Genomic DNA, 23177 nt, shown 5'->3' with positions numbered 1-23177 from the left:
ACGAATTCACGAATTTTTCTCAATTAATAGGAATAAATTCGTGAATTCGTGGCGAATTTTTTTAGAATTAATAACATTAAAATTTCCAAATACCGTAGAGCTGGAAATAATTAAAATTCTGTTCGAAATTAATCACATAACGCGCGCCTAAACTTGGTCCAATTCTAGCAAAACCTGCCGTTAAATCAAATAATAATCCCGTTTTTAAATTAACAAATGAGTTTTTAATCGAATTTGATTCTGTTCGGGTATTTATTAAAAACTGATCTGTGGCACCTTCAAAAGTTTCAATTTTCTTGGTTTGATTTTGTTCAGACGAAACATCAAAATTCGCCTGAATTCCTGCTCCAACACCAATGTAATTATTAATATTGTAGCGTATTAAAATTGGAATTTCCCAGTTTATATTTTTGTTTTCGGTTGTAGTTGTTGTGCGTTGTAGTTGTTTTACACCGTTTGGGTTTGCCACAATATCATTAACCACGTTAGCACCACTTTCGTACTTGTTCAAAGCATTAATCCATTCGGCCTGCCAATAAAAGCGATACGATTTAAAAGGCGAAATAGTTGCGCCTACAAAATAACTGGTCGATTTTTCTAAATCAGGATATAAATTATAACCTGCTTTTGCGCCAATCGAAATTCCGGGTAAGAATCGGGTAGTGGCGTAGTTGGTAATTATAGGTTCGTTTTTATCAAAAATAATGGCAGTTCTGCTTCGGGTTTTTACTTTATGAAAATCTTCGGTAAACTTCATCGAATATTTTACAAAACCTTTAGTACTGTCTTTTTCGTGTACATTTTTTTGCTCGCTTCCGGGCAAATAAATATTTTTGAAAGTAAAGAAAATTTGATTTTTCTTGATGATCGTATCGAGACAACTCACGGTAGGAACTTCATCTTTTGGACAAATAGGACATTTTGGATACATATCTTCGACCTTAAATGTTTTCCTATCGAACATATCCGGAACATCCGTTTCTAACCTGATCATTCGTGCAGGACCTTCGCCGTTGTTTTGAAAACGGGTTTTAAAATTTACCCTTTTAAAGCGGACTAATCTGTAATTCATAAAACTTCCGTTAGAACCCATTTTGTTGGGATCATGAGAAGTTACGATTTCCATTTCCAGATTTTTTACTTTGTGGTTTTTATAACTTCTGTTTGGAACAAAAATACCGCGCATTGTAACTGTTGCACTAGTATCTTTAATCATTTCCGGAGTAGTTTTAAAAGTGTAAAACACATTGTGTGTTTCGCTCGGATTGATATCGTCAAATTCTAAAACCGAAACGTTATGATAGGTTTTATTAGCATCTAATAACGAAGCATCAAGATCTTCTTCGGTAGTTGTATTTCGGTATTTTTTGAGTTTAGAATTATTTTCGGCAGAAGCCAAATAATTTTTAGAATCATCCAGATCATTGGCAAAAGCAATAGTATTTTCTTTTACTTCGCGCTCGTTTGCATAGGTTCTAAAATCGACTAGTTCGAAATTATTACTTTTAAATTGTTTCTCATTATAAAACAAATAAAGCTTTCCGCTTGAGACATAACTCTCCAGATTTTGATAACTTACTACGACTACCATTTCCTGCTCCGGAATTGGATCACAGTTTTTAATAATCGCAAATCCGTTTTGATCTGCAATTGATGCAATGTCTTTATAATTAGAATCGGTAATGTCGTTTACCGCCACTTTTTTAGGGCGAGTTGCAGGCGGTTTTCCGTTGTCGTAATTGTTAGTTACGGCAAGTCTTGTGGTATAAGTTCCTTTGTTTTTATACACATGTTTTGGTTCAGCCTCTTTGCTATAGTGTCCGTCACCAAGTTCCCATAAATAAGAGTAACTAGGTTTTGGCGCACCTGCAATTGGAATTAAAGGTGGAGTTTCGGGCTTGTAAGTGACCACATTTCCGGTTTGGATAAAACTAATATTGGCTCTTCGGGTTATGGTGTCTTTTACTTTGGTTTGTGAGAAAGAGAATATAGATAAAAGAAGAAAGAAGATAGATGATAGTGGTTTCATAACTAGTGGTTTTTAGCCCTGATAGTAGTGTAAATCCTTTTGCGTCGGTCCCGAGGCTTCGGAAGGCATAAAAGATTGCAACGAATAGCAGGATTAGCTTCTTAAAATCATCAGAATTAAATTTTAAAACTGGATTAAATGTAAAAAAAAGTGATGAGCAAATCACCACTTTTTCTTAAAAGTATTTTCTAAGTTATTGAATAGCATTGATTGCGGCTATTAATTGAGCTTCGTTACCAACTGTGGTTTCGGCAAGAGTAAAGGTGTAAACATCGTTTGCCGCAACAGTTACAGCTTTGATTGCATAACGCCATTGACCATTAGATTCTGTAGCAAAAATTACATGACATTTTAAACCAATCGGGATTTGTCCGTAGTGTTCGCTAAATAATCCTGCAGGTGTATAAGTATCTAGTTTTGCTAATGCGTTGTTGCCTTCGCCATCGTATGATAAATAAACAGCACTATTAGTATTGTCGTAGCCAGTAGGAGCGCCAACAAGAAGGGTAGTTTTTGGTCTTGGATCGCTGTAAAAACGGTCTACGTTTGTCCATCCAAAATTGCCAAAAGTTACATAATAATTGTTTCCTTCTCCTTGTACACCACCTTTTCCGCCAGTTCCATCGGCGTTTGGTTTTGGTTGTTCCCAAGCTAATTCTCCTCGATCATCAATTTTACCGCTCCATAACGTCATAGCATTATCGACACCATCAGTCAAAGCAGCCGGAACAACCATGTTCATAGAGCAAGATGTTTTAAGTTCAACTCCGCCTTGCGTGGCTTTAATGAAAAATTCACCACCAGAAATCAATAAGTTTTTCTTTCCGTCAGGCATAATACCCATTGTTGGTTTGTTGGTAATTAGCATATTTCCTTTGTCAAAAAGTTCGATGAATTCAATATCAACAGCTCCAGTTACGGCAACTCCATTTTTAGTCAAACAGTCACCATTAATATTCAGTTTTACTCCTTTTGCTGAGGTTATGGTTACGACGCCAGTTCCAGCAGTGATGGTGAAATTTTGTGTATTTTTTTTAACTCCTTTTTCGCTTATACTTTTAAAGGCTGCTGCAGTAGGAGGCAAAATAAGATTGTTGTTACTGTCGTCAGTATTATCGCAACTTGCGAACGTGATAATTAATAAAAATAAAACCCCGATTTTTTTAAAATTTGTGTTCATGATTTCTAGTTTTTATAAATCTGTCTTGATTGTTTTCAAGTGGTTTTCAGATTTTGGTTGTTAATTATATTCTTATATCAATTCGGTTCCGAAATTGTTACCCCGTTTTTTAAGTTTTATTCGGAGAGACATTTATCTTCAAACAAATTCCCGTCTTCATCAACTGCAAGCAGAATGTTTTTTTTCCGCGAAAGCGTAATACTTAAATAGATCCAAATGATTGACCAAAGTCCTAAAGTGATACAGGTAAGGAAGAAATGCAAAGAATGCTTGATTACTTTTTTTTCTTTGGATAAAACCACATAAGGCAGTTTTTCATTTTGTTCAGTGATTATAAAACCATCTCTTGTTTTGGCAGAAAGGATTTTATGAAATTGGTCTTGGTTTTCTTTATTTACAAATTGATAAGTTTCCATTTCTATTCATTTTTATGTTGCAAACTGTTTTTGATAACATTTGTTTTTTTTGCCACGATCCGAGTGAAACGAACTGACGAAGTAATTGCACGAATTTTCTATTGGATAAAAAAGAATCTATGTCAATCTATTTGATTCGTTTAATCTGGGAGTTGCTTTTTATGAGTTATTTTGAATTATATCAACTTGATTTGTTAATTGTTACCCATCAATGTGAAGTTTATTTACAATTGTTCTTTAAATTAGCTACAAAAAGTTTTTTATGAGCCAAACTAAAATTCATCCTGATCAAATGTATATTGAAGGACTTGCCGCAAATGATTCGGCAATTATTCAGACCATTTATAAAAAGTTCGTTCCAAAAGTGGTCATGTTCGTAATGAACAATTCCGGAGACAAGGAACATGCGCAGGATATAGTTCAGGAAGTCATGATTTTACTTTTTAATCAATCCAAAGCCAATACTTTACAATTGACTTGTCCATTTGATGCTTACTTTTTTTTACTGTGTAAACGGAAATGGCTAAATGAACTTAAAAAAACATCAAACAAAGGGGTAACAATTAATGAAGATGCAGTATCTATAAATGAATCTGCACTGGAATTAATTGGACACACAGAAGAGTTTGATGAAAAACAACAGCTTTTTGATACCATGTTTCAAAAATTGGGAGACAAATGTCAGGAGTTGTTAAAACTCAGTTTTACCATAAAATCGATGGAAGAAGTTGCTGAAAAGCTTAACGTAACTTACGGATATGTCCGCAAGAAAAAATCGTTATGCGTAGGACAGTTGACACAATGGATTCAGGAAGCCAAGAATTTTAAATCTCTAAAAAATAATTAGTCATGAACGAAGAGCGCTATATATTATTTGATCAATATCTTCAGGGAGAAATGACAGTTGAGGAAAAAAATAGTTTTGAAAAACAATTGTCTGAAGATCATGAAATGGCTTCAGAATTTGAAACTTTTAAAGATGTACAATTGCAGCTGAAAAATAAATTTGAACATGATGAAGAAAGAGAAGTGTTTAAGGCTAATTTGACTTCAATTTCAGACAAGCATTTTAATGTTAGTAAACCTAAAGTTGTCTTGATGAAACCTTGGTATTATGCGGCTGCAGCCTCAATTATCATTTTGTTTGGATTGTTCTTTTTTGATTATAATAATCCAACTTTTGATGATTATAATAATCCGGAAACAGCATCATTTGTAGAAAGAGGAGATTCGGATACAAATTTAATACAAGCCCAGGCAGCATTTAATGATGGGAAATACGATGTGGCAATTCCGCTTTTTGAAGCCATTTTAAAAGTAAATAACACACCTGAAATTCAATATTTTTATGGAGTTTCATTATTAGAAGAAAGTAAATATCCTAGAGCCGAAATTATTTTTAATGAATTGATAGCAGGGACTTCTGTTTATAAAGAGAAAGCAAAATGGAGCCTTGCCTTATCTAAATTAAAGCAAAAAAAATACAAACAGTGTAAAGAAATCTTGCAGACCATCTCACAAGATTATGAAAATTATGACGATGTTGAACAACTTTTAGATGAGTTGGATTAATTGTTTTAGGCATACATTAAAAATTAAACAGAGATTAGGAAAGAGATTTATATGTGTTCAAACCCGACAGTTTTTTAAAATCTGTCGGGTTTATTTTTGTTTTACTGAAACCAATTAAAACAAAATGGATGAACAAGAAAAAGCTTTGTTTATTGGTGCTTTCACGAAGTAAATTGGAATCATCCGCGTGCCATCACATTCAAATTGGGAAAGTTTTTAATATTGTCGTAATTTTGAACCTTTAAAAATTATACAATTGAATTCGACACCAATAATTACCGATACGCACACACATTTATATTCTGAAGAATTTGATCAGGATCGCGACGAAATGATGCAAAGAGCGATTAATGCGGGAGTAACACGTTTTTTTATTCCTGCTATTGATGCAGCAGCAACACAATCGATGTATGATTTAGAGCAAAATTATCCAGATTATGTGTTCTTAATGATGGGGTTACATCCTACTTACGTGAAAGATAATTACGAGGATGAATTGAAACATGTTGAAACCGAATTGGCGAAGCGAAAGTTCTACGCCGTTGGTGAAATCGGGATTGATTTATACTGGGATAAAACGCATCTAAAAGAGCAGCAGATTGCTTTTAAGAGACAAATTCAATTAGCAAAACAATATAAGTTGCCAATTGTAATTCATTGTCGTGAAGCTTTTGATGAGATATTTGAAGTTTTGGAAGAAGAGAAATCAGATGATTTATTTGGTATTTTTCATTGTTTTTCAGGAACTCATGAGCAAGCGCTTCAGGCGATTTCTTATAATATGAAGTTAGGAATTGGTGGAGTGGTGACGTTTAAAAATGGTAAAATCGATCAGTTTTTAAATCAGATAGATTTAAAACATATTGTTTTAGAGACAGATTCTCCATACTTAGCCCCAATTCCGTATCGAGGAAAACGAAATGAAAGCAGTTATTTAGTAAATGTTATTAGCAAATTAGCAGATATATATGACGTTTCTGAAGAAGAAATAGCGAATCGAACTACTCAGAATTCTAAACACGTTTTTGGGATTTAACCCATACCTTACAATAGTTTAATTTTTTTTTTGTTCTTTTGCCCACTTAAACCTATATAAATAATGCAGAGATTTGATGCCATTCGACCGTTTTATGATTCTGAAATAAATGAAGCACTTCATGATGTTGCCAATCACCCGATGATGAAAACCATGATGAACTTTACTTTTCCGGAAGTAGAAGATGAGGTTTGGAAAGAGCAACTTAAGAAAACACATTCGATTCGTGATTTTCAATGCAACTTTATTTATAATACCATACAAAAGGTTTTAGAGAAAAGTTCTGAAGGACTTACAACATCAGGATTTGATAAATTAGAAAAGAATACGTCATATTTATTTATCTCCAATCACAGGGATATTCTTTTAGATACAACCTTATTAAACGTTTGTTTGTTCGAGCATGGCTTGGTCATGACAGCATCGGCAATTGGAGACAATTTGGTTAAAAAAGCATTCTTGAGTACTTTGGCAAAACTTAATCGAAACTTTTTAGTTTTGAGAGGTTTAACACCAAGAGAAATGTTGCAAAGTTCTAAGTTATTATCAGAATATATTGGACAACTGTTGCTTCGCGAAAACCGTTCGGTTTGGATTGCGCAAAGAGAAGGAAGAACAAAAGACGGAAATGACGAAACGAATCCAGGAGTTTTAAAAATGATTGGAATGGGGTCTGATGAACCTAACTTGATGGACTATTTTAAGAAATTAAAAATTGTTCCGGTTTCCATTTCATACGAATACGATCCTACAGATGTTTTAAAAATGCCACAATTAATGGCAGAAGCAAACAACGAAGTTTACGTTAAAGATAAAAATGAAGATTTCATGACCATTTTAAGTGGTATCATGGGAACTAAAAAAAGAATACACATTTCAGTTGGAGATGTTCTCGATACTGAAATTGATCAGATTGCTGCTGAAAATGACAATGCAAACAAACAAATTCAGGCTTTGGCACAAGTAATTGATGATTCGGTTTTAAAAAATTATCATTTATGGCCTACTAACTTTATTGCTTACGATATTTTAAACGGAACCGATAGATTTGCTCATTTATATAAAGAAAGCGAAAAATCACTTTTTGAACGTCGTTTAGAAATGCGAATTGGAAACACTGAAAATCCAGTTGCAAGACAAGGATTCTTAGCCATGTATGCAAATCCTGTTGTCAATAAATTAAAATACCAAGATGTCATCTAAACCTAAAATACTGCTAATTTATACTGGAGGAACTATCGGTATGAGCAAAGATTTTGAGACAGGCGCGCTCAAAGCGTTCAACTTTGGTAAATTGTTGCAAAAAATTCCCGAAATCAAACAATTAGATTGTGAGATTGAAACTGTTTCATTTGAAGATCCAATTGATTCGTCGAACATGAATCCTGCTGAATGGACAAAAATTGCCGAGATCATCGAAGAACATTACATTGCTTTTGATGGATTTGTAGTTTTACATGGTTCAGATACAATGTCTTATTCAGCTTCGGCATTGAGTTTTATGTTAGAGAATTTGGCTAAACCAGTTGTATTTACAGGTTCTCAATTGCCAATTGGAGATCTCCGCACAGATGCAAAAGAAAACCTAATTACAGCCATTCAGATTGCTTCACTGCAAGAAAACGGAAAAGCGGTAATTAACGAAGTTTGTTTGTATTTTGAATATAAATTATACCGAGGTAATAGAACTTCAAAAGTAAATGCAGAACATTTTAGAGCTTTTACAGCACCAAATTATCCTGAATTGGTAGAATCTGGTGTGCATCTTAAATTAAACAGACATTTATTTCTTCCGATAAAAACTGATGCTAAACTGATTGTTCATAAGAATTTAGACAATCACGTAGCAATCATAAAAATGTTTCCCGGAATGAGCGAAGTTGTTTTGGCTTCGATTCTTGCAATTCCAGATCTAAAAGGAATTGTTTTAGAAACTTATGGTTCAGGAAATGCCCCAACCGAAGATTGGTTTTTAAACTTAATCGAAAAAGCAATCAAATCCGGAATGCACATCGTTAATGTTACACAATGTTCTGGTGGAAGTGTAAACATGGGACAATACGAAACCAGCACAGTATTGAAATCTCTTGGAGTTATTTCAGGAAAAGATATTACTACCGAAGCTGCAATTACGAAACTAATGTATTTGTTAGGTCACAATATTCCTCAATCAGAATTTAAAACGATATTCGAAACCGCTTTGCGCGGAGAGATTTCGCTGTAAATAGAAAATTTCAATTATAAAAATTCCAAATTCCAAACTTGAAAATTAGATTAAGTTTGGAATTTGGAATTTTTTTGGTAATTAGAATTTTCCTTTTCATCCTGTTTTGTCATTTCGACCGAAGGGAGAAATCACACATATAACTCAACAAAGTAACCCGACAGGTTTTTAAAACCTGTCGGGTTTACTATGCGCAACAATTTTTACAGACTTTCTAGTGTGATTTCTCCCTTCGGTCGAAATGACAAGTTTGTAAATGACAAGTTTATAAATGATTAGAATTTGAAAATTAATTTTTGGAATTTCTATATTGAACCGTACAAGTTTCTAAATCTTCCTGAGAACTACGGTTTTTATAATACACATAAACAATCACAGAAATAATACAGATTATTCCCTGAATGGCAACTGTATTTCTGGTGCCAATAATATGAGAAACGTACCCAATAATCAAACTTCCAACAGGAATCATTCCCTGATAAGCCATTAAATAATAACTAATACTTCTGGATCGCATATTTACCGTGCTTTGAGTTTGAACATAAATATTTATAGATGAGGTTTGTGCCATCATACCTACGCCGCTTAAAGCCATACAAATAAGAGCCACAGTTAGACTATTTGAATAAGCAAGTACAATAATGCTAAAACCTAACAATAAGCTCGCAGCGATCATTATTTTACCCATATTATCGGCTTTTTTAAGATTAGCCAAATAAATAGCAGATACAATAGAGCCAATTCCGGCGGCACTTTCAAACCAACTAAAAGTCTGTGCGTTTCCGCTAAAAATATCTTTGGCAAAAACAGGCATTAAAGTGTTGAAAGAAATCACAAATAAACTACTACACATTAACATCAATAGCATTTTTGCCATTTCGGTTTCTTTTTTAACGTAATCCAAACCTTCAATAAAATCATCTAACATTTTCATCTTGTCAGTCGCTTTAATGTGAGGAGTAATTTTCATCATTAATAAAGAAATCAAAACCGGAATATAGCTTAGGAAGTTTCCAATAAAACAAATGTCTTCACCGTAGTTGTGCAGAATAATTCCGGCCAAGGCTGGCCCTGCAATACGAGCAAAATTATTTAATGTAGAGTTTAAGGCAACTGCATTTGGTAAATCGTCTTTATTGTCTACAATGTCAATCATCATAGTTTGGCGACAAGTCATATCAAAGGAGTTTATAATTCCCTGAAAAAGGCTTAGAGCCAGAATAAAGTTGATGTTGTATATTTTTAGATAAATTAAAAGCGCGAGCGCACCTGCCTGAAACATTGCCAGAGACTGTAATAATATCATGGTTTTATGTCTGTCGTATCGGCCAATAATACTTCCGGCTAACGGTGCTAGAAAAAGAGACGGAATCATGCTTAAAAAAGTGGCTAACCCAAGTAAAAAAACAGAACCCGTAACGCTGTAAACCATCCAACTCACGGCTGTTTTTTGAAGCCAGGTTCCAATTACAGAAACTGATTGTCCGTAAAAGAATAATTTGAAGTTTTTCGATTTTAATGCCTTAAACATGATGCTTGATATTTTTTTACAAAGTTCGGGATTATGATTTCATTAGAAAAATTAATAATTTTACTGATAATGAGTATTAAAACTTATCGATATGGAAATTTATCAATTACAATATTTTATCAAAACCGCCGAAGTCTTGCATTTTACTAAAGCTGCAGAATTGTGTTTTGTTACGCAATCTGGTTTGTCTCAGCAAATAAAAAAGTTAGAAGAAGAACTCGGAATGCCTTTGTTTATTAGGATTGGAAAAAAAGTTCAGCTTACCGAAGCCGGATCAGTTTTTTTGATTCATGCCAAACAAGTCATCGAAAATGTTCAAAATGGTAAACAGGCCATCGATGATTTAAACGAAATGATTGGTGGTGAATTGCGAATTGGAGTAACTTATATTTTTGGACTTTTAGTTTTGCCAATCGTCAATTTGTTTGCAAAAAGATATCCCAATTTAAAAATTGTAGTCGAATATGGTTCAACAGAACCTTTGGAGCAAAAGTTATTGAACAATGAATTAGATTTGGTTTTAGTCATTTCTTCTAAAGAAATAAAAGAAACCATTCAGAAAATTCCATTGTTTACTTCAAATTTGGTTGTGGCAGTTGCAAAAACGCATCCTTTGGCAGTTTTAGATAAAATTTCCTTTAAAAAAATGGAAGAATTTCCGCTTATTTTACCCGTAAGAGGATTTAGTTCCAGAGAATTTCTAGACGAATTGTTTTTAAAAAATAATATGAAGCCTAAAGTTTCGATAGAATTAAACGCTGTTCATGCACTTTTGCAATTGGTTGAAGAAAGTGATTGGGTAACTATTGTAACCGAAAAAGCCTTAAAAGGTTGGGATAATTTAAAAGCGATTGCTATTACAGGAGTTCCAACACAAAGAGATTCGTTTATATTAACGATCGAAGGTGCGTATCAAAAAAAGGCAGTAAAACTATTTATCGAGGAATTTAGAAAGAGCATGTAAAGTAATGTGAAATTTTGTTTTTCTAACTCGATTTTTTTTGTGTTATTTGCAGACCAATTTAGAGAGGTGTCCGAGTGGTTTAAGGAGCTAGCCTGGAAAGCTAGTATATGGGTAACTGTATCGAGGGTTCGAATCCCTTCCTCTCTGCAAAATAATACTGATTACTTAGTATCTATAAAATTAAAAACCCAATTCTACTTCCAAAAATGTAGAATTGGGTTTTTTTATGAGTTTATTTTTTACCGCAGAGAACGCAAAGATTTTTATCTAAAACGTTAATTAGAGAATTTCTTAGTGTTGATTTTCTTTTCTTTTACTTTTATAATAAATTCCGGCACCACTACTATTTCTCCCGCTTTTAGGGTTATATCGTAGCTTATTGTTTCGCAAAATGTATTGGCAGGAAGTGATTTCTCGTCGATAGCGATAACATAATTACCAATTGGAAGAAACGATATGTACTTTCCATCATCATCAGTGTATACTTTTTTAACCAATTTATTATCTTTCATAATACTAAAAGAGATACCCGAAGCGCGGTGCTGAAACTCAACTACAGTGTTAGTATTGTAGTTGAAAGAAACTTGTCCTTGCATTTTTCCACTTTGGTGAAGCGGAATCGAAAGGTTGTGCGTATGTCGGTCTACCTCAAATGTAGCATCGTCGTAATACCAGCCATCTTGTGTAAATTGCTTTAAATAATAGGTTCCGTAAGGCACTCTTTTATAAGTTGCCATTCCGTCCTTATTGGTTTGTAAAGCCACTTTATTGATGTTAATCATATAATTTGCAGCAAATTTTTCGCCAGCATCGTATTGATTATTATTGTTAGTGTCGTAGTACAATAGAGCTTTGATGGTACCTTTTTGGTCTGGATTTAATATGATTTTCTGTAAATTTACCGTTACACCAACTTCAAAAGTCAGGGTGTTATTGCTAAGAGATCCTACAGAATAATTGTACCAAGAGGAATTGAAAAAAGTACTAAAGGCTTTTCCGTGATACTTTGCATTGATAAATGCCGAGGGCGATTTTCCGTAAACAATATCCTTTATATAAGAAACTCCTGTACTCAGGTTTACTTTGTCGTTTACAAAGTTATTGTTGTAAAATAAAGACATTGTAAGCTTTTCATAATTTACGCTACTGCCTGCAATAGTCGAAAAAGCATACTCAGATAAATAATAACTGCCGGATTGAAAAGTTGAATTTATATTAAAATTTCTGTAACTGTAATTCGCATTTATTTTCATCTGAAACTGATTGTCAGTTTGCAAAGGGTATTTAACAATACCAGTTTCAAGGGCTAAAACGGCCGATTGTCGCGATGAATTACTAATCCATGACAATTGCTCAACGATGCGGTTGGCATACATTTTTTGATTCGCATTTTTGTCTAAATTTCCAAAAAGCTGATTGTAACTATTAGAACTTTCCTCTTGATATTGATATCCTAGATTAAAACTGAAATCTCTAAATTTAGGAAATCGGTTTCCTATTTCGATTCGATTATTTGCCGATTTTTGCTGTGTTTCGAAAGAATAGAATTTAGGCGAAAAATCAGAAAGAATTACATTTGCATATAGATTATGTTTTTTAATATTGGTCGTAATATTCTGCTGCAATAGCATACTTCCACGTCGATTTCCAGGATAATAATCGGAACTGTAATAATAATTTCCGTTGATATTGAAGCTTTTAATTTTTCCGCTATAATTTGTTTCTCCTGCAAAAGACGGTTTAACGAAATCTTGTATTTCATAAATACTCATTGCGCCATTTACTTTTGCATTCAGTTTCCAATCTGTATTAAAATCATAATTAACTTCGGTTCCCAGAATACTATGTTTTGCTTTTTCGAATGGATCATAACGGTACAAATAACCAGCCGAAGCATTACGTGAACTGTTATTAGAGTGAAGCATACCTTTGGCATAGAAGCCGTAACCATTTTTGAGCCAACTATTTTCTTCTATTAAATTATAATTTTGATCGACAAAACCTACTTCAACTTTTTGATTTTTTTCGAATGTATGACTATATTCTGCACCTCTACCTACTAGAGTCATTTCAAGTAGTTTGTTAATATTACCAATGGTATATTCATTTTGTTCCTGACGATACGTTAAAGTAGTGTTGGTTACTAAAGGAATTTCCAGCGTATTTGATAAAGCAATATTTCCTCGCATAAACAGATATCCCGAAGGAATATTGACTCCACCAGATCCTTTTACCTGATAAAAATCAAGTCCGCTACCAAATCTTCGGTAACTTGAGGTAATTTGGTTTTGTGTTTCTTCAAGAAAATTAATAAATAAGTCCCCTTGATATTGTTGTACACTGGCAATATTTTGAACATCTACCGTTGTGTTTCCAAAAATTTCTCTACTTGGATTTCTAAATCCAGATATGCGTATCGAATAGTTGGATTGTCTGGCCAATTCTTTAGAAGGAAGATAGGTAAATGTAAAAATAGAATCTTTTTTTACCGCAATATCAGCATTTTGTTCCAGGAACAAATTGCCATTTGTTGGGTCTGGAAATTTACAAACTAGCGTAATATTTTGCCTAATATTTCCTTTGTTGCTAACTTTTACTTTTATCTTTAAGGGTTCATTGTTTGATGATCGGTAAATCGAGGTTTCTAAAGGAGTAATAACAAGCGTATTGTTTACCGCGATTACCTGATTGGTGCTTTGCTCTGCAAGTAATTTTCCGGAAAGGTCTATTAACTTACAGGTAATTACAGAAGTTCCAGCAGCAGCTTCATCTTCAATTATAAATTTAACAGGAATGTAACGAGTTTCGTCGGGAAGCATCGCAATTTCTAAACCTTGAGTTGCTAGATTTCTGTAGCCTTTAGGCAGAGTAAAATAGATCTTTCCGTTTATTTTCTCTGGTGTTGCGTTTTTAACGACTACAACTAAACTCACCAAAGCCCCTTTTTGATAAGAAGCATCCTTGTCTATCTCCATAGTAACCGCATTCTGAATCTGTTGTGCATTCAGTTGGTTTATGAGCATAAACAAGAAAGAAAAGATTGATAAAAGTTTAAGGTTACAAGAACGCATCTTTTAAAAATTATTGAGGGGTAATCTCATATTGTAAAGTAGTCGAATAATCATCTGATTTAGCATTAATCAAACGAGCGTCTTGAGGGAGTGTAAAATACTTTATATCGTATCGGAAAGACATATTGCTTGTATTGTTATTAGTTTGCACCAAAGTTTGATTGGCAGTACTAAGAACAATTGGAAAAATACGCTGATTGGCGCTAGATGTTGCTGTTCCTAATGTTAAATTAATAACATCAACAGGAATTGAATTTCCTGCCGCAGATTGTAAATTGCTTTGGAGTGATCGTACCTTAATTTGAAAGTTACTGCTGCTGTTTACCGAAAGTCCATCTGTATAAGTAACACTCGTTCCGTTACTGTAGTCTTGCATAGTTTTAAATTCTAAAAGACCATTGGCAGCATTCATATTTATTTTTAAAGAAAGAACATCTGCTGGTGGCGGTGCATCAGTAATATTTCCAATTTGGAATTGAAAATCATGACTCACCTTACCAATTATAGCATTATTTTGATCGTATGCCGTAAACTCGACCGAAGCTGTAAATCTTGTCCATGCGGGAAAACTGCCTAAATACGAACCGCCAAGAAGGGTTAGAGCATATTTTAACTGAAGGTTGTAATAACCATTTGGAGTCTGCGGCTTGTTATATATTGGGGCATTAGAATTGGGGATCAAAAACGATTCACTATTCTCTTGTAAAAAAACATTTAAAGGAGCTCCAATTTGTGAAATAGTAGGAACTGGATTTGGATAAGCCTGACCATTTGTAGAAATGGGTTGAAAAGAAATTTTATTAGAAGGTATAGTAAATTTACCATCTTCAGAGACAATATTCTGTTTCAATCGTGCAGAAAGTTTCCAATTCGGAATATTTAAATTACCATTTCCGGCAAACGTAACGGTATACGCATCAGGATTGGTATTCCCGTTATACGAATTAATTTGTAAATAAGAATTTACCCAAGAGGTAAAAGACACTTGAGAAAAGCCAAAAAATGGAATGCAAAAAAGCGTAATAAGAATATATTTATTCATAATTAAAATTTAATTCAGCCATTTCTAACAAAGACGAATCGCCATAATCAATAATAACCGATGCATTGTAAGATCCTTTCTCTAAAGCTTCTGTAACAGGAATACTTAATTTACGCAAATTACCGGGCAGTGTATAAAAAACGACATCATTAAGCACCACTTTTTTACCCGTTTTGATATTAATAATCTCGGTTGAAATTTTACCATCTACCCAAATTTGAGATTGATTTTTAAATTTTAAATTTAAGTTATTGGTAGATTGATCAAATTTTAAATCTTCAATCTCTATTTTTTTGGTAAGACTATTCGAAAGGGTATGAAAAACTTTAATTCCAGAACGAATACTAACTTTAATATTTGCTCCTTTACTATCAAAATCATCTACAGGATTCATTTGACTTACGTACAAAACAGCGGTATGAGTGGGCAAAGTATCATTGGCAATCTTTACAGGTGTAATAGTTACCTCCAGTTCTTTTCTTTCCCCGGGAGCTAGCGAAAAATAATTATCACTGTTTTTAACTGAAATCCAACTCGCACAAGAATTTTTTAAAGTACCCGAAGGATACATCATATTTTCGCCTTTTTCGTCATACTCCCAATCACCAAGACTTACAGCAAGATCTAAAGTATTCTTTGCGCTAACATTCGTTACCGTTACCTTTTGTGTACTACTCGTTCCGGGTTTCGACTCAAAATAAATTCTTGGAGGTGATACCGAAATACCAGTTTGCGAATGTGCTTGAAAAATTAAAAAACAAAAAATTAAAGCAAGTTTATTCATTTTTAGTAGTTTAAAGTAATCTGTTGGGAACATTAATTGAAGTAAAGCAAAGTTAGCTAAATAAAAAAGTGTCACAATTTCTTGTGACACTTTTTTATTTATTCTCACCTAGTGGTATTATTGACTTACAATAGTGTATGTAAGTTCAGTAGTGTAAACTGTAGGATTTTGACCTGCAATATAATTGTCGATGTAAGCATTTGCTCCTGCACCTTTATACTCAATACTAATCTTTTTATCTACTCCACCTTTTGTAGAAGTAACCAAAGTAGTTTCAGTGTTAGACAATTGAACGTTTTGAGAATATTGAGCTCCATTTACAGCATCAGAACCTGCAGTTGCTTTAATTTGGATTGTGTTAGCATCTATAGTTTTACCTCCGTTTTGCATTGTAGCGTTTGCACTTTTTACTTTTACCTGAAAACCTCCAGTACTGTAAATATTTAAGTGATCTGTATTTGTTGATGATACACCATTTTTGTAATCATCTGTAGTTGTATAGTTAAGATCTACAACTTTTTGCGCATTATTAACCACTAAAGTCTGTATAGGCTTTAAATTTACATTTAATTTTACATTTTGAGCTTTTACTGTAACGAAGCCTAAGATTAGAAAAGAGGCTAAAATCAATTTTTTCATTTTGGAAATTTTATTAAATCAAGTTTGTATTCTGTTAATTTTCAGTGCAAATGTATACTGCAATTTCAGATTAAAAATGCGATTTTTGAAGTATTAGACAAGATGTAATTTATAACCGACGAACTGCATTTTAAAAGTTAAATACTTGATAATTAGTAATCCATAACTTACTTTTAAAAGCCGTTTTTTTAGCTTTTTAAGCAGATAAAATGTGTTTTTTAGTAGAGATTTCGGGGTAAAACGTCTAGTAACGTAATGTTAACCAATAAAATTGGCTTATTCTGTTTGGTTTATGTCTTAAATGGTCTGTTTTTTAGATAAAAAGTCCTACATGTTTTCTTGCCAAGGTTCTAAATGTTCCTCAAAGAGTTTAACCAGCTATCTTTAAAAGTTAATTTTAACATAAAGATTTTATAAAAAGCCAATAAAATCGACAAACAGTACTCAAATCTCGATTTAGTTTTTATTGCTTTGTTGTACTTTTAAAGAGTTGTGCAGCTGTGATCATTAAGTTCAATGATCAAACTATTTGAGTTTATGAATTTATAAAGGAAAAAACTATTCTACAAAAGACTTTTTTATTGCATTACAGGAATGTAAATGTCAAATTTAGCACCATGATTTGGTTTTCCGGTTGCCGTAATAATTCCTTTATGGTTTTCTACAATTTTTTTTGCTATAGCAAGACCAATTCCAGTTCCTTTATAATCAGTTTTATTGTTAAGTTGCTGGAACATTTCGAAAACTCGATTTTCAAACTGAGGATCAAATCCAATACCATTATCTTTTATAATGATATGACAGTAATCGACTGCAGATTTGCTTTTCTTTGTTTTGGGTTTTGTGTATAGACTTTCTATCGTAATATGCGGTGTTTTGTCTGTCGTTGAGAATTTGAGAGAATTACTTATCAAATTGCATATTAATTGGTGAAACTGTGACGGAATAATATAAGCTGTACAATCTCCAAGTATTTCGATAACAGCTTTTTTTGTAATTATTTCCTTTTCTAAATCTTCAAGCACAGTATTAATAAGGTTATTGAGATTAACTTTTTCAAATTCCTTTTCGGTTACACTTGTTCTGGAGTACGTTAGTAAATCGTTTATAAGTGCTTGCATATGAAAAGCTGCAACCTCAATACGTTCAAAATAATATTTTCCTTTCTCAGTTAAATTTTGATGTTCATCTGTTGTAATTCGATCTGAAAAAACTTGTATTTTTCGTAAAGGTTCCTGTAAATGATGACTTGATATGTAGGTAAAAGCTTCAAGTTCGTTGTTTGCTAAAGTTAGTTCGGCAGCACGTTTTTCTTTTTCCTTGTTTTGAAAAGTAAGTTCTTCATTAGCAATAAGAAGTTCATCGGCACGCTTTTCTTTTTCATTATTTTGATAAGCCAATTCATTGTTTGCGATAACAAGCTCTGCGGCACGATCTTCTTTTTCCTGATTTTGAAAAGCCAGTTCTGTATTTGCGATTACCAATTCGGCGGCACGTTTTTCTTTTTCTTCGTTTTGAAAGATAAGTTCAGAATTAGCAATACTTAGCTCGTCGGCACGTTTTTGCTTTTCATTGTTTTGATATGCCAATTCAGTATTTGCAATAACAAGTTCAGCAGCACGATCTTCTTTTTCCTGATTTTGATAAGCCAATTCTGTATTTGCGATTACCAATTCGGCGGCACGTTTTTCTTTTTCTTCGTTTTGAAATATAAGTTCAGAGTTAGCAATACTTAGCTCATCGGCACGTTTTTGCTTTTCATTGTTTTGATAAGCCAATTCTGTATTGGCAATAACAAGTTCTGCGGCACGATCTTCTTTTTCCTGATTTTGATAAGCCAGTTCTGTATTTGCGATCACCAATTCGGCTGCACGGTTTTCTTTTTCTTCGTTTTGATAAGCTAGTGTGGCATTGGCAATAATTAACTCTGCGGCTCGTTTTTTACGTTCTTCTATTTGTTGAGCAAGTCTTTTGTTAACAAGCAATAATTCGTCATTATGATTTGTTTTATTTCGTTCTGTAAAAGTTGTAGTTTCAGGCAGAATAATCTTTTTCTTAGTCATAATTTCTAACTCATTTCTTCAAATATAATCTAACTGAATTTAATGTCTTGGATTTAAATTCACTAAGTAAAATTTAAATCCATAAAAGGCTGTAAAACTCAAAATCCGGAAATATTATTTATGAGTTTTTTCTTTCATTTAATAAAAACAAAACCCTTGTGAAATTGATTCACAAGGGTTTTGTTTTTTAAGAAGAAATTAAATCTAAAGTCTAATCTCAAACAAACTAAAAGAACCTTCCTTATAATGTTCCGGTAATTCGCTAGTCCATTCGATTGTGCTAATTCCTTTGTAATCGAAACCGCAACTTGTGTAGTATTTGTTTATTCTTTCGTTTCCGCTATGTGTATCAAGTCGAATGTATTTTTTATTATTTTCTTTGGCATATACTTTTACCCATTCGATAATTTTTTTAACGTAAGATTGTCCTCTAAATTTTGGATTCGTCGCGATACGATGTAAATAAACTGCAGGATCTTGAGCAGCTTCTTTCCAAATAATAAGATCATTAAAAGTAAGTACAAAAGTACAAGCAACTTCATTTTCTTCTTTGATTACAAAATGACGATTTTCGGCAATTTCTTTTTCAATAAGCGCTCTTTCAAAACCTCTCCAACTTTTATTATTGACTGTTTTTTGATAAGATGTAGCTTCATTATAAATATCGAAAACCGCATCGATATCAGCGTTTGTAGTTTTAAAAAATTCCATTATTGTGGTTTATTCTGTAGATTAATGAACTTTCAAAGATAAATCTTTCAAATGCTTTGAATAGCCAAAAAACTTATTTTATGTTTTTTTTATCAGAATTCAACCAGACTACATTTTGCTCAGATTCATGATTTTGACCAATAATATCTCGGTATAATTCTGGTCTTCTCGCTTTTATATAACGATTTCCTCCAGCCTGAATGCATTTTTCGGGAGTAATTATTGCCGTTACAAAAGAATTGTCAAAAGAACGACACTCGGTCAGAATATCTCCAAACGGATCAATAATCATCGAGCAACCATTTTTAAGTTGATCGTCATCCATACCAATTGGGTTCGAAAAAACAGCATAAATTGCATTGTCGTAAGCTCTTGCAGGAAGCCATTTCATTAACCAATCACGGCCTTTCATTCCGTCAAATTCCAGTCTTAAAGAAGTTGGATCATTTTCGCGATTTTCCCAAAGCTGAGGCGCAACAAATCCGGCGCCAGGTCTGGTAGAAGGCGTGCACATTGTAACGTGTGGCATAAAAATAATATCGGCTCCTAAAAGTTTTGTAGCGCGAACATTTTCGATAATATTATTGTCGTAACAAATTAAAATTCCGCATTTCCAGCCCTTAATTTCAAAAATACAATAACGATCTCCCGGCGTTAAATTAGGATTTATAAACGGATGTAATTTGCGATACTTTGCAACTAAACCATTTTTGTCTACACAGACATAAGCTTTAAAAAGATTGTCGTTTTCATCTTTTTCAAAAAGTCCGGCCAGAATTACAATATCATTATTTTGGGCAATTTGGGTAAGTTTTAAAATGCTTTCTCCAGTTGGAATAATTTCTGCCAAGTCCAGCATTTGATCTTTTGATAAATGTCGTGCAAAAGTATATCCCGTAATAGAACATTCGTGAAACGAAATTACATCGCAACCTTCGTTGGCGGCTTTTTGCGAAAGTTTTTCGATTATAGATAAATTGTAGTTTTTGTCTCCACTTTTATTCTCAAACTGAGCTGTGGCTATTTTTAGATTTTTCATTTTTGACGCTATTAATTTGAATCAAAAATAGAAAGCATGAAATTCTATAAATTGTACAAAACCGACATTTTAAACTGAAGTTGATGGAAATGTTTTAATGAGATTATTGGCCAGTTTTCCGCTATTGTTCAAATATGTTGTCGGAGATATTCCGGTATGTTTTCTAAATTCTTTGATAAGATGAGATTGATCCGAAAATCCTGCCTCGTAACAAATAGAAGTTAGATTAGTATCGTCGGTTTTGTTTTTTATCAATTTTAGAAAATGATGTAGTCTTATAACGTTTCCAAATTTTTTTGGGTTTAACCCAATCGATTCTTTAAATTTTCTTTCAAGATGTCTTTCGCTGTAGCCAGTATGTTTTACTAATTCGCCAACAGAAAAATAGCCTTTATTTGAGATTATAAAATTTAATGAATCATTTATAATCAATTGGTTTGACATTGTTTTTTTAGAAATTAGATTGCCGAAAAAATGATTTAAAAGTTCAATTCTAGAATGATTATTATTTTGTTCAGATAATTTCTCTTCGAGAATTATTCCATTCTTACCAAAAACGGCATCAATAGCAATAATAGCATCCAGAAATTCATTAGCCGGAATTCCTAACAATTGATGAATTCCGTTGGGCTGAAAAACAACAATTATTAAAGTTATAGCATTATTAGAATAAATGTCTTTAAAGCCATTAAGCTGTCCGTATAAAAAAGAATTGGGTAAATAATTGGTTACGCCAAAATTGTCAAATCGAGAAATGAGTTTGCTTTTTAAAGAAAAAACAACACCAGTATTACCATCAGAAAACAGTCGTAGTTTTTGAATATCAGTAGCCGTATTATCTAAAAAAAGATAATGTTTAATGTAAGGAGATAGCTCTTTTGAAGGTGAAACTTGCATTGCTTTAAAGTTACTTAGGCAGATTGTTAATAGACTGTATTTCTTATATTCAAGTGTAGATATTGAAGTTCAGTTTTACAAAATTAAGGATATTTTACAAATTAGTTATGGATGCCTAATTATTGATACTGTCTAGCCTAGTCAATCTTCTTGTTAAAATTATCCAAAAAATATTATATATTTGGCTCGTATATAAATATTTTAATGGATTTACCCCCTTATTCGCCCGGTTTGCACAAACTGGTTACGCTACATGTCGATAAAATTGAGAAACTAACTAATAGTAAGGGTTTTGTTGCTATTACAAATTCAATTTTAGAGAAATTTAATCTTGAAAAAGTGGGTGTTATTGTTCACGATTTTGACAATGACAGTTTTACAATTTCCTTTTGTCTTAAAGAATCTCATATTTGTATACATACCTGGCCAGAATATAATCAGCTTACTTTAGATGTTTATTTGTGCAATTATCAGCAAGATAATTCTCAAAAAGTTAGAGAAGTGATGGCAAATTATATTGCTTATTTTGAAGGAACAATTATAAAAGATTTTGAAATTAATCGCTAGTATATGAGAGTTCCTTGTTACAATTGTGATACTGTTACAGAATTAGAAGTTGGTTTTAAAGTTGTAAACTTTGTTTGCCCAACTTGTCACAGTTTATACTTATCAGATAGTGAAGGTCAGCTTCGTTTAAGATCGAAATTTAAGCCAGAAGTAAATGATTTTACATTTAAAATTGGCGCTAAAGGTATTCTTAAAGGTATAGAATATACTGTTACTGGTGCAATAGTTAAAAAAGTATCCATAAGCTACATGTGGACAGAATATATTTTGAAAAGCTCAAAAGGCGATTTTGTATATCTTTCTGAATCAGATGGAAACTGGATCTTTTTAACCGAAATGGAAGATAAGTTCGATATAAAGAAACATCCAAGTGTTATAAGATATAATAATTGTAATTTCGATTTATACGAATATTGTGATGTTGAAATCGAAAATGCTCAGGGCTATTTTGATTTTTCTTTACCAACAAGAAAAATTCACATGGTCGAATATATTCAGCCGCCATTAATGATTTCTATTGAAAGAATAAACGATGATGAAACCGCTTTTCTTGGAGAATACATTACTAAAGGCGAGATTAGAAAAGGGTTTCCAAATGTGAATTTACCATATCAAACAGGCGTAAATATTACAGAACCTTTCTATTTTGACTTAATAAATACAGCAATTATATTTTGTGTTTGTGCGTTGATGATTATATTTTCAAATTGGTATATTTATAAAGATCAAGCTCAGGAAACAGTATTTAATAAAACAATAGCTTTTACAGATTTTGATAATAAGTCGTTTACAAGTGAATCCTTTTCTGTAAAAGGAGGATCTGCCCCAATGAGTATTCATGTCTCTACAGATGTAGATAATTCTTGGGCAAATGTTGATGTTGCTCTAGTTGATGAAAAAAGTAATGATGAAATTCATGCCAATAAAGACATTGAATATTATTCTGGTTATGAAGACGGTGAAAGTTGGACAGAGGGTAGCCCCTTTGAGAATTTTAATATTTGTGGCGTAAAAGAAGGAAAATATCATCTTTTAATCACTCCGGCAAAAGCGCCCGAAGATTTAAGAAATAATGCGATGACCATAAAGGTGGTTTGGAATGAGCCATCAAGTCGAAATGCTTGGTTGGTTATTATTTTTATGATTGCCGTTTTTCTATTAATACGATTTGTAAAAATAAATTTTGAGAAAAAAAGATGGGCAGATAGTTCTTACTCTCCTTATAGCGAATAATTGATTATGAAGAATGTATTTGATTTTATAAAGAATAATTTACTCGCAGCAATAATTGGAATATTTTGCTTTGCAGCATATTTGTATTTTGCTTATTCCGGAAACCGAATTTGTGATTGCGAAACAACAGAAAAATATAGTACGTCAGGAACTCGTAGTTCAGTTAATCATTTTTATCA

At 32.8% G+C, this 23177-nt stretch carries 20 protein-coding genes and 1 tRNA gene; 9 read left to right on the top strand and 12 right to left on the bottom strand.

The annotated features are described in order from the left end of the window. Nucleotides 1-76: 76 nt before the first annotated feature. The 3 genes from IW18_RS06340 to IW18_RS06330 form a co-directional block, all read right to left on the bottom strand. A complete protein-coding gene (locus IW18_RS06340) occupies nucleotides 77-2029 on the bottom strand; it encodes a PKD domain-containing protein (RefSeq protein WP_041516731.1) in 1953 nt (650 codons plus the stop codon). Between the two features lie 193 nt (nucleotides 2030-2222). Further along, nucleotides 2223-3209 (bottom strand): hypothetical protein, encoded by a 987-nt coding sequence (locus tag IW18_RS06335; protein WP_041516730.1) that lies wholly within the window; start codon nucleotides 3207-3209, stop codon nucleotides 2223-2225. 116 nt (nucleotides 3210-3325) lie between these two features. Then, the gene (locus IW18_RS06330) at nucleotides 3326-3625 is read right to left on the bottom strand and encodes a hypothetical protein (RefSeq protein WP_041516729.1); all 300 of its coding nucleotides are present in this window, start codon (nucleotides 3623-3625) and stop codon (nucleotides 3326-3328) included. A gap of 262 nt (nucleotides 3626-3887) precedes the next feature. Between IW18_RS06330 and IW18_RS06325 the strand changes: the two genes are divergently transcribed. The 5 genes from IW18_RS06325 (at nucleotide 3888) to IW18_RS06305 (ending at nucleotide 8457) form a co-directional block, all read left to right on the top strand. Further along, nucleotides 3888-4472: an RNA polymerase sigma factor gene (locus IW18_RS06325; RefSeq protein WP_041516728.1), complete on the top strand. Its 585-nt coding sequence runs from the start codon at nucleotides 3888-3890 to the stop codon at nucleotides 4470-4472. A 2-nt stretch (nucleotides 4473-4474) separates the two neighbouring features. Next, nucleotides 4475-5197 carry a tetratricopeptide repeat protein gene (locus IW18_RS06320; protein ID WP_041516727.1) on the top strand — a complete coding sequence of 241 codons (723 nt, stop codon included), beginning with the start codon at nucleotides 4475-4477 and terminating at the stop codon, nucleotides 5195-5197. A gap of 256 nt (nucleotides 5198-5453) precedes the next feature. Further along, nucleotides 5454-6233 (top strand): TatD family hydrolase, encoded by a 780-nt coding sequence (locus IW18_RS06315; RefSeq protein WP_041516726.1) that lies wholly within the window; start codon nucleotides 5454-5456, stop codon nucleotides 6231-6233. Nucleotides 6234-6296: 63 nt separating this feature from the next. Further along, nucleotides 6297-7436, top strand: a complete 1140-nt coding sequence (locus IW18_RS06310; RefSeq protein WP_041516725.1) for a 1-acyl-sn-glycerol-3-phosphate acyltransferase — start codon at nucleotides 6297-6299, stop codon at nucleotides 7434-7436. Then, nucleotides 7426-8457, top strand: coding sequence for an asparaginase (locus IW18_RS06305; protein ID WP_041516724.1), 1032 nt, complete (start codon nucleotides 7426-7428; stop codon nucleotides 8455-8457). The genes IW18_RS06310 and IW18_RS06305 overlap by 11 nt, the downstream gene beginning before the upstream one ends. Nucleotides 8458-8746: 289 nt before the next feature. Here IW18_RS06305 and IW18_RS06300 read toward each other — a convergent pair whose 3' ends face one another. After that, on the bottom strand, nucleotides 8747-9988 hold the full coding sequence (locus IW18_RS06300) for an MFS transporter (protein ID WP_041516723.1): 1242 nt from the start codon (nucleotides 9986-9988) through the stop codon (nucleotides 8747-8749). A gap of 91 nt (nucleotides 9989-10079) precedes the next feature. Between IW18_RS06300 and IW18_RS06295 the strand changes: the two genes are divergently transcribed. Together IW18_RS06295 and IW18_RS06290 are read left to right on the top strand one after the other, a co-directional pair. Continuing rightward, nucleotides 10080-10952, top strand: coding sequence for a LysR substrate-binding domain-containing protein (locus tag IW18_RS06295; RefSeq protein ID WP_041516722.1), 873 nt, complete (start codon nucleotides 10080-10082; stop codon nucleotides 10950-10952). A gap of 60 nt (nucleotides 10953-11012) precedes the next feature. After that, nucleotides 11013-11099 (top strand) — tRNA-Ser (locus IW18_RS06290). Nucleotides 11100-11227: 128 nt separating this feature from the next. On the opposite strand, the gene IW18_RS06285 is transcribed toward IW18_RS06290, so the two are convergent. The 8 genes from IW18_RS06285 to IW18_RS06250 form a co-directional block, all read right to left on the bottom strand. Further along, on the bottom strand, nucleotides 11228-13927 hold the full coding sequence (locus IW18_RS06285) for a COG1470 family protein (protein WP_123902560.1): 2700 nt from the start codon (nucleotides 13925-13927) through the stop codon (nucleotides 11228-11230). A gap of 106 nt (nucleotides 13928-14033) precedes the next feature. Then, entirely contained in the window at nucleotides 14034-15065 is a 1032-nt protein-coding gene (locus tag IW18_RS06280; protein ID WP_041516720.1) for a hypothetical protein, read from the bottom strand. After that, the gene (locus IW18_RS06275) at nucleotides 15058-15849 is read right to left on the bottom strand and encodes a fimbrial biogenesis chaperone (RefSeq protein WP_052480103.1); all 792 of its coding nucleotides are present in this window, start codon (nucleotides 15847-15849) and stop codon (nucleotides 15058-15060) included. Before IW18_RS06275 ends, IW18_RS06280 begins: the two co-directional genes overlap by 8 nt. 117 nt (nucleotides 15850-15966) lie before the next feature. Continuing rightward, complete coding sequence (locus tag IW18_RS06270; protein WP_052480096.1) at nucleotides 15967-16488, bottom strand: hypothetical protein; 522 nt, start codon at nucleotides 16486-16488, stop codon at nucleotides 15967-15969. Nucleotides 16489-17066: 578 nt separating this feature from the next. Then, nucleotides 17067-18551: a sensor histidine kinase gene (locus IW18_RS06265; protein WP_052480095.1), complete on the bottom strand. Its 1485-nt coding sequence runs from the start codon at nucleotides 18549-18551 to the stop codon at nucleotides 17067-17069. 204 nt (nucleotides 18552-18755) lie between these two features. Next, entirely contained in the window at nucleotides 18756-19262 is a 507-nt protein-coding gene (locus IW18_RS06260; protein WP_041516718.1) for a GNAT family N-acetyltransferase, read from the bottom strand. 73 nt (nucleotides 19263-19335) lie between these two features. Further along, nucleotides 19336-20301 (bottom strand): nitrilase family protein, encoded by a 966-nt coding sequence (locus IW18_RS06255; protein ID WP_041516717.1) that lies wholly within the window; start codon nucleotides 20299-20301, stop codon nucleotides 19336-19338. 69 nt (nucleotides 20302-20370) lie between these two features. Further along, on the bottom strand, nucleotides 20371-21198 hold the full coding sequence (locus tag IW18_RS06250; protein ID WP_041516716.1) for an AraC family transcriptional regulator: 828 nt from the start codon (nucleotides 21196-21198) through the stop codon (nucleotides 20371-20373). Between the two features lie 204 nt (nucleotides 21199-21402). On the opposite strand from IW18_RS06250, the gene IW18_RS06245 reads away from it, so the two are divergent. Both IW18_RS06245 and IW18_RS06240 read left to right on the top strand, forming a co-directional pair. Continuing rightward, nucleotides 21403-21765 carry an S-adenosylmethionine decarboxylase family protein gene (locus tag IW18_RS06245; protein WP_041516715.1) on the top strand — a complete coding sequence of 121 codons (363 nt, stop codon included), beginning with the start codon at nucleotides 21403-21405 and terminating at the stop codon, nucleotides 21763-21765. A gap of 3 nt (nucleotides 21766-21768) precedes the next feature. After that, nucleotides 21769-22998 (top strand): DUF4178 domain-containing protein, encoded by a 1230-nt coding sequence (locus IW18_RS06240; protein ID WP_052480094.1) that lies wholly within the window; start codon nucleotides 21769-21771, stop codon nucleotides 22996-22998. The last annotated feature ends 179 nt before the right edge of the window (nucleotides 22999-23177 follow it).

Origin of the sequence: Flavobacterium hibernum (assembly GCF_000832125.1) — a bacterium.
GTDB classification, from domain to species: Bacteria; Bacteroidota; Bacteroidia; order Flavobacteriales; family Flavobacteriaceae; genus Flavobacterium; species Flavobacterium hibernum.
This window is presented reverse-complemented; position numbering and strand designations above follow the sequence as displayed.

Excerpts from the sequence above, each read along its gene's own strand:
- IW18_RS06340 (WP_041516731.1), bottom strand. The coding sequence starts at position 2,029 with ATGAAACCACTATCATCTATCTTCTTTCTTCTTTTATCTATATTCTCT.
- IW18_RS06335 (WP_041516730.1), bottom strand. The coding sequence starts at position 3,209 with ATGAACACAAATTTTAAAAAAATCGGGGTTTTATTTTTATTAATTATC.
- IW18_RS06330 (WP_041516729.1), bottom strand. The coding sequence starts at position 3,625 with ATGGAAACTTATCAATTTGTAAATAAAGAAAACCAAGACCAATTTCAT.
- IW18_RS06325 (WP_041516728.1), top strand. The coding sequence starts at position 3,888 with ATGAGCCAAACTAAAATTCATCCTGATCAAATGTATATTGAAGGACTT.
- IW18_RS06320 (WP_041516727.1), top strand. The coding sequence starts at position 4,475 with ATGAACGAAGAGCGCTATATATTATTTGATCAATATCTTCAGGGAGAA.
- IW18_RS06310 (WP_041516725.1), top strand. The coding sequence starts at position 6,297 with ATGCAGAGATTTGATGCCATTCGACCGTTTTATGATTCTGAAATAAAT.
- IW18_RS06305 (WP_041516724.1), top strand. The coding sequence starts at position 7,426 with ATGTCATCTAAACCTAAAATACTGCTAATTTATACTGGAGGAACTATC.
- IW18_RS06300 (WP_041516723.1), bottom strand. The coding sequence starts at position 9,988 with ATGTTTAAGGCATTAAAATCGAAAAACTTCAAATTATTCTTTTACGGA.
- IW18_RS06295 (WP_041516722.1), top strand. The coding sequence starts at position 10,080 with ATGGAAATTTATCAATTACAATATTTTATCAAAACCGCCGAAGTCTTG.
- IW18_RS06285 (WP_123902560.1), bottom strand. The coding sequence starts at position 13,927 with ATGGAGATAGACAAGGATGCTTCTTATCAAAAAGGGGCTTTGGTGAGT.
- IW18_RS06280 (WP_041516720.1), bottom strand. The coding sequence starts at position 15,065 with ATGAATAAATATATTCTTATTACGCTTTTTTGCATTCCATTTTTTGGC.
- IW18_RS06275 (WP_052480103.1), bottom strand. The coding sequence starts at position 15,849 with ATGAATAAACTTGCTTTAATTTTTTGTTTTTTAATTTTTCAAGCACAT.
- IW18_RS06270 (WP_052480096.1), bottom strand. The coding sequence starts at position 16,488 with ATGAAAAAATTGATTTTAGCCTCTTTTCTAATCTTAGGCTTCGTTACA.
- IW18_RS06265 (WP_052480095.1), bottom strand. The coding sequence starts at position 18,551 with ATGACTAAGAAAAAGATTATTCTGCCTGAAACTACAACTTTTACAGAA.
- IW18_RS06260 (WP_041516718.1), bottom strand. The coding sequence starts at position 19,262 with ATGGAATTTTTTAAAACTACAAACGCTGATATCGATGCGGTTTTCGAT.
- IW18_RS06255 (WP_041516717.1), bottom strand. The coding sequence starts at position 20,301 with ATGAAAAATCTAAAAATAGCCACAGCTCAGTTTGAGAATAAAAGTGGA.
- IW18_RS06250 (WP_041516716.1), bottom strand. The coding sequence starts at position 21,198 with ATGCAAGTTTCACCTTCAAAAGAGCTATCTCCTTACATTAAACATTAT.
- IW18_RS06245 (WP_041516715.1), top strand. The coding sequence starts at position 21,403 with ATGGATTTACCCCCTTATTCGCCCGGTTTGCACAAACTGGTTACGCTA.
- IW18_RS06240 (WP_052480094.1), top strand. The coding sequence starts at position 21,769 with ATGAGAGTTCCTTGTTACAATTGTGATACTGTTACAGAATTAGAAGTT.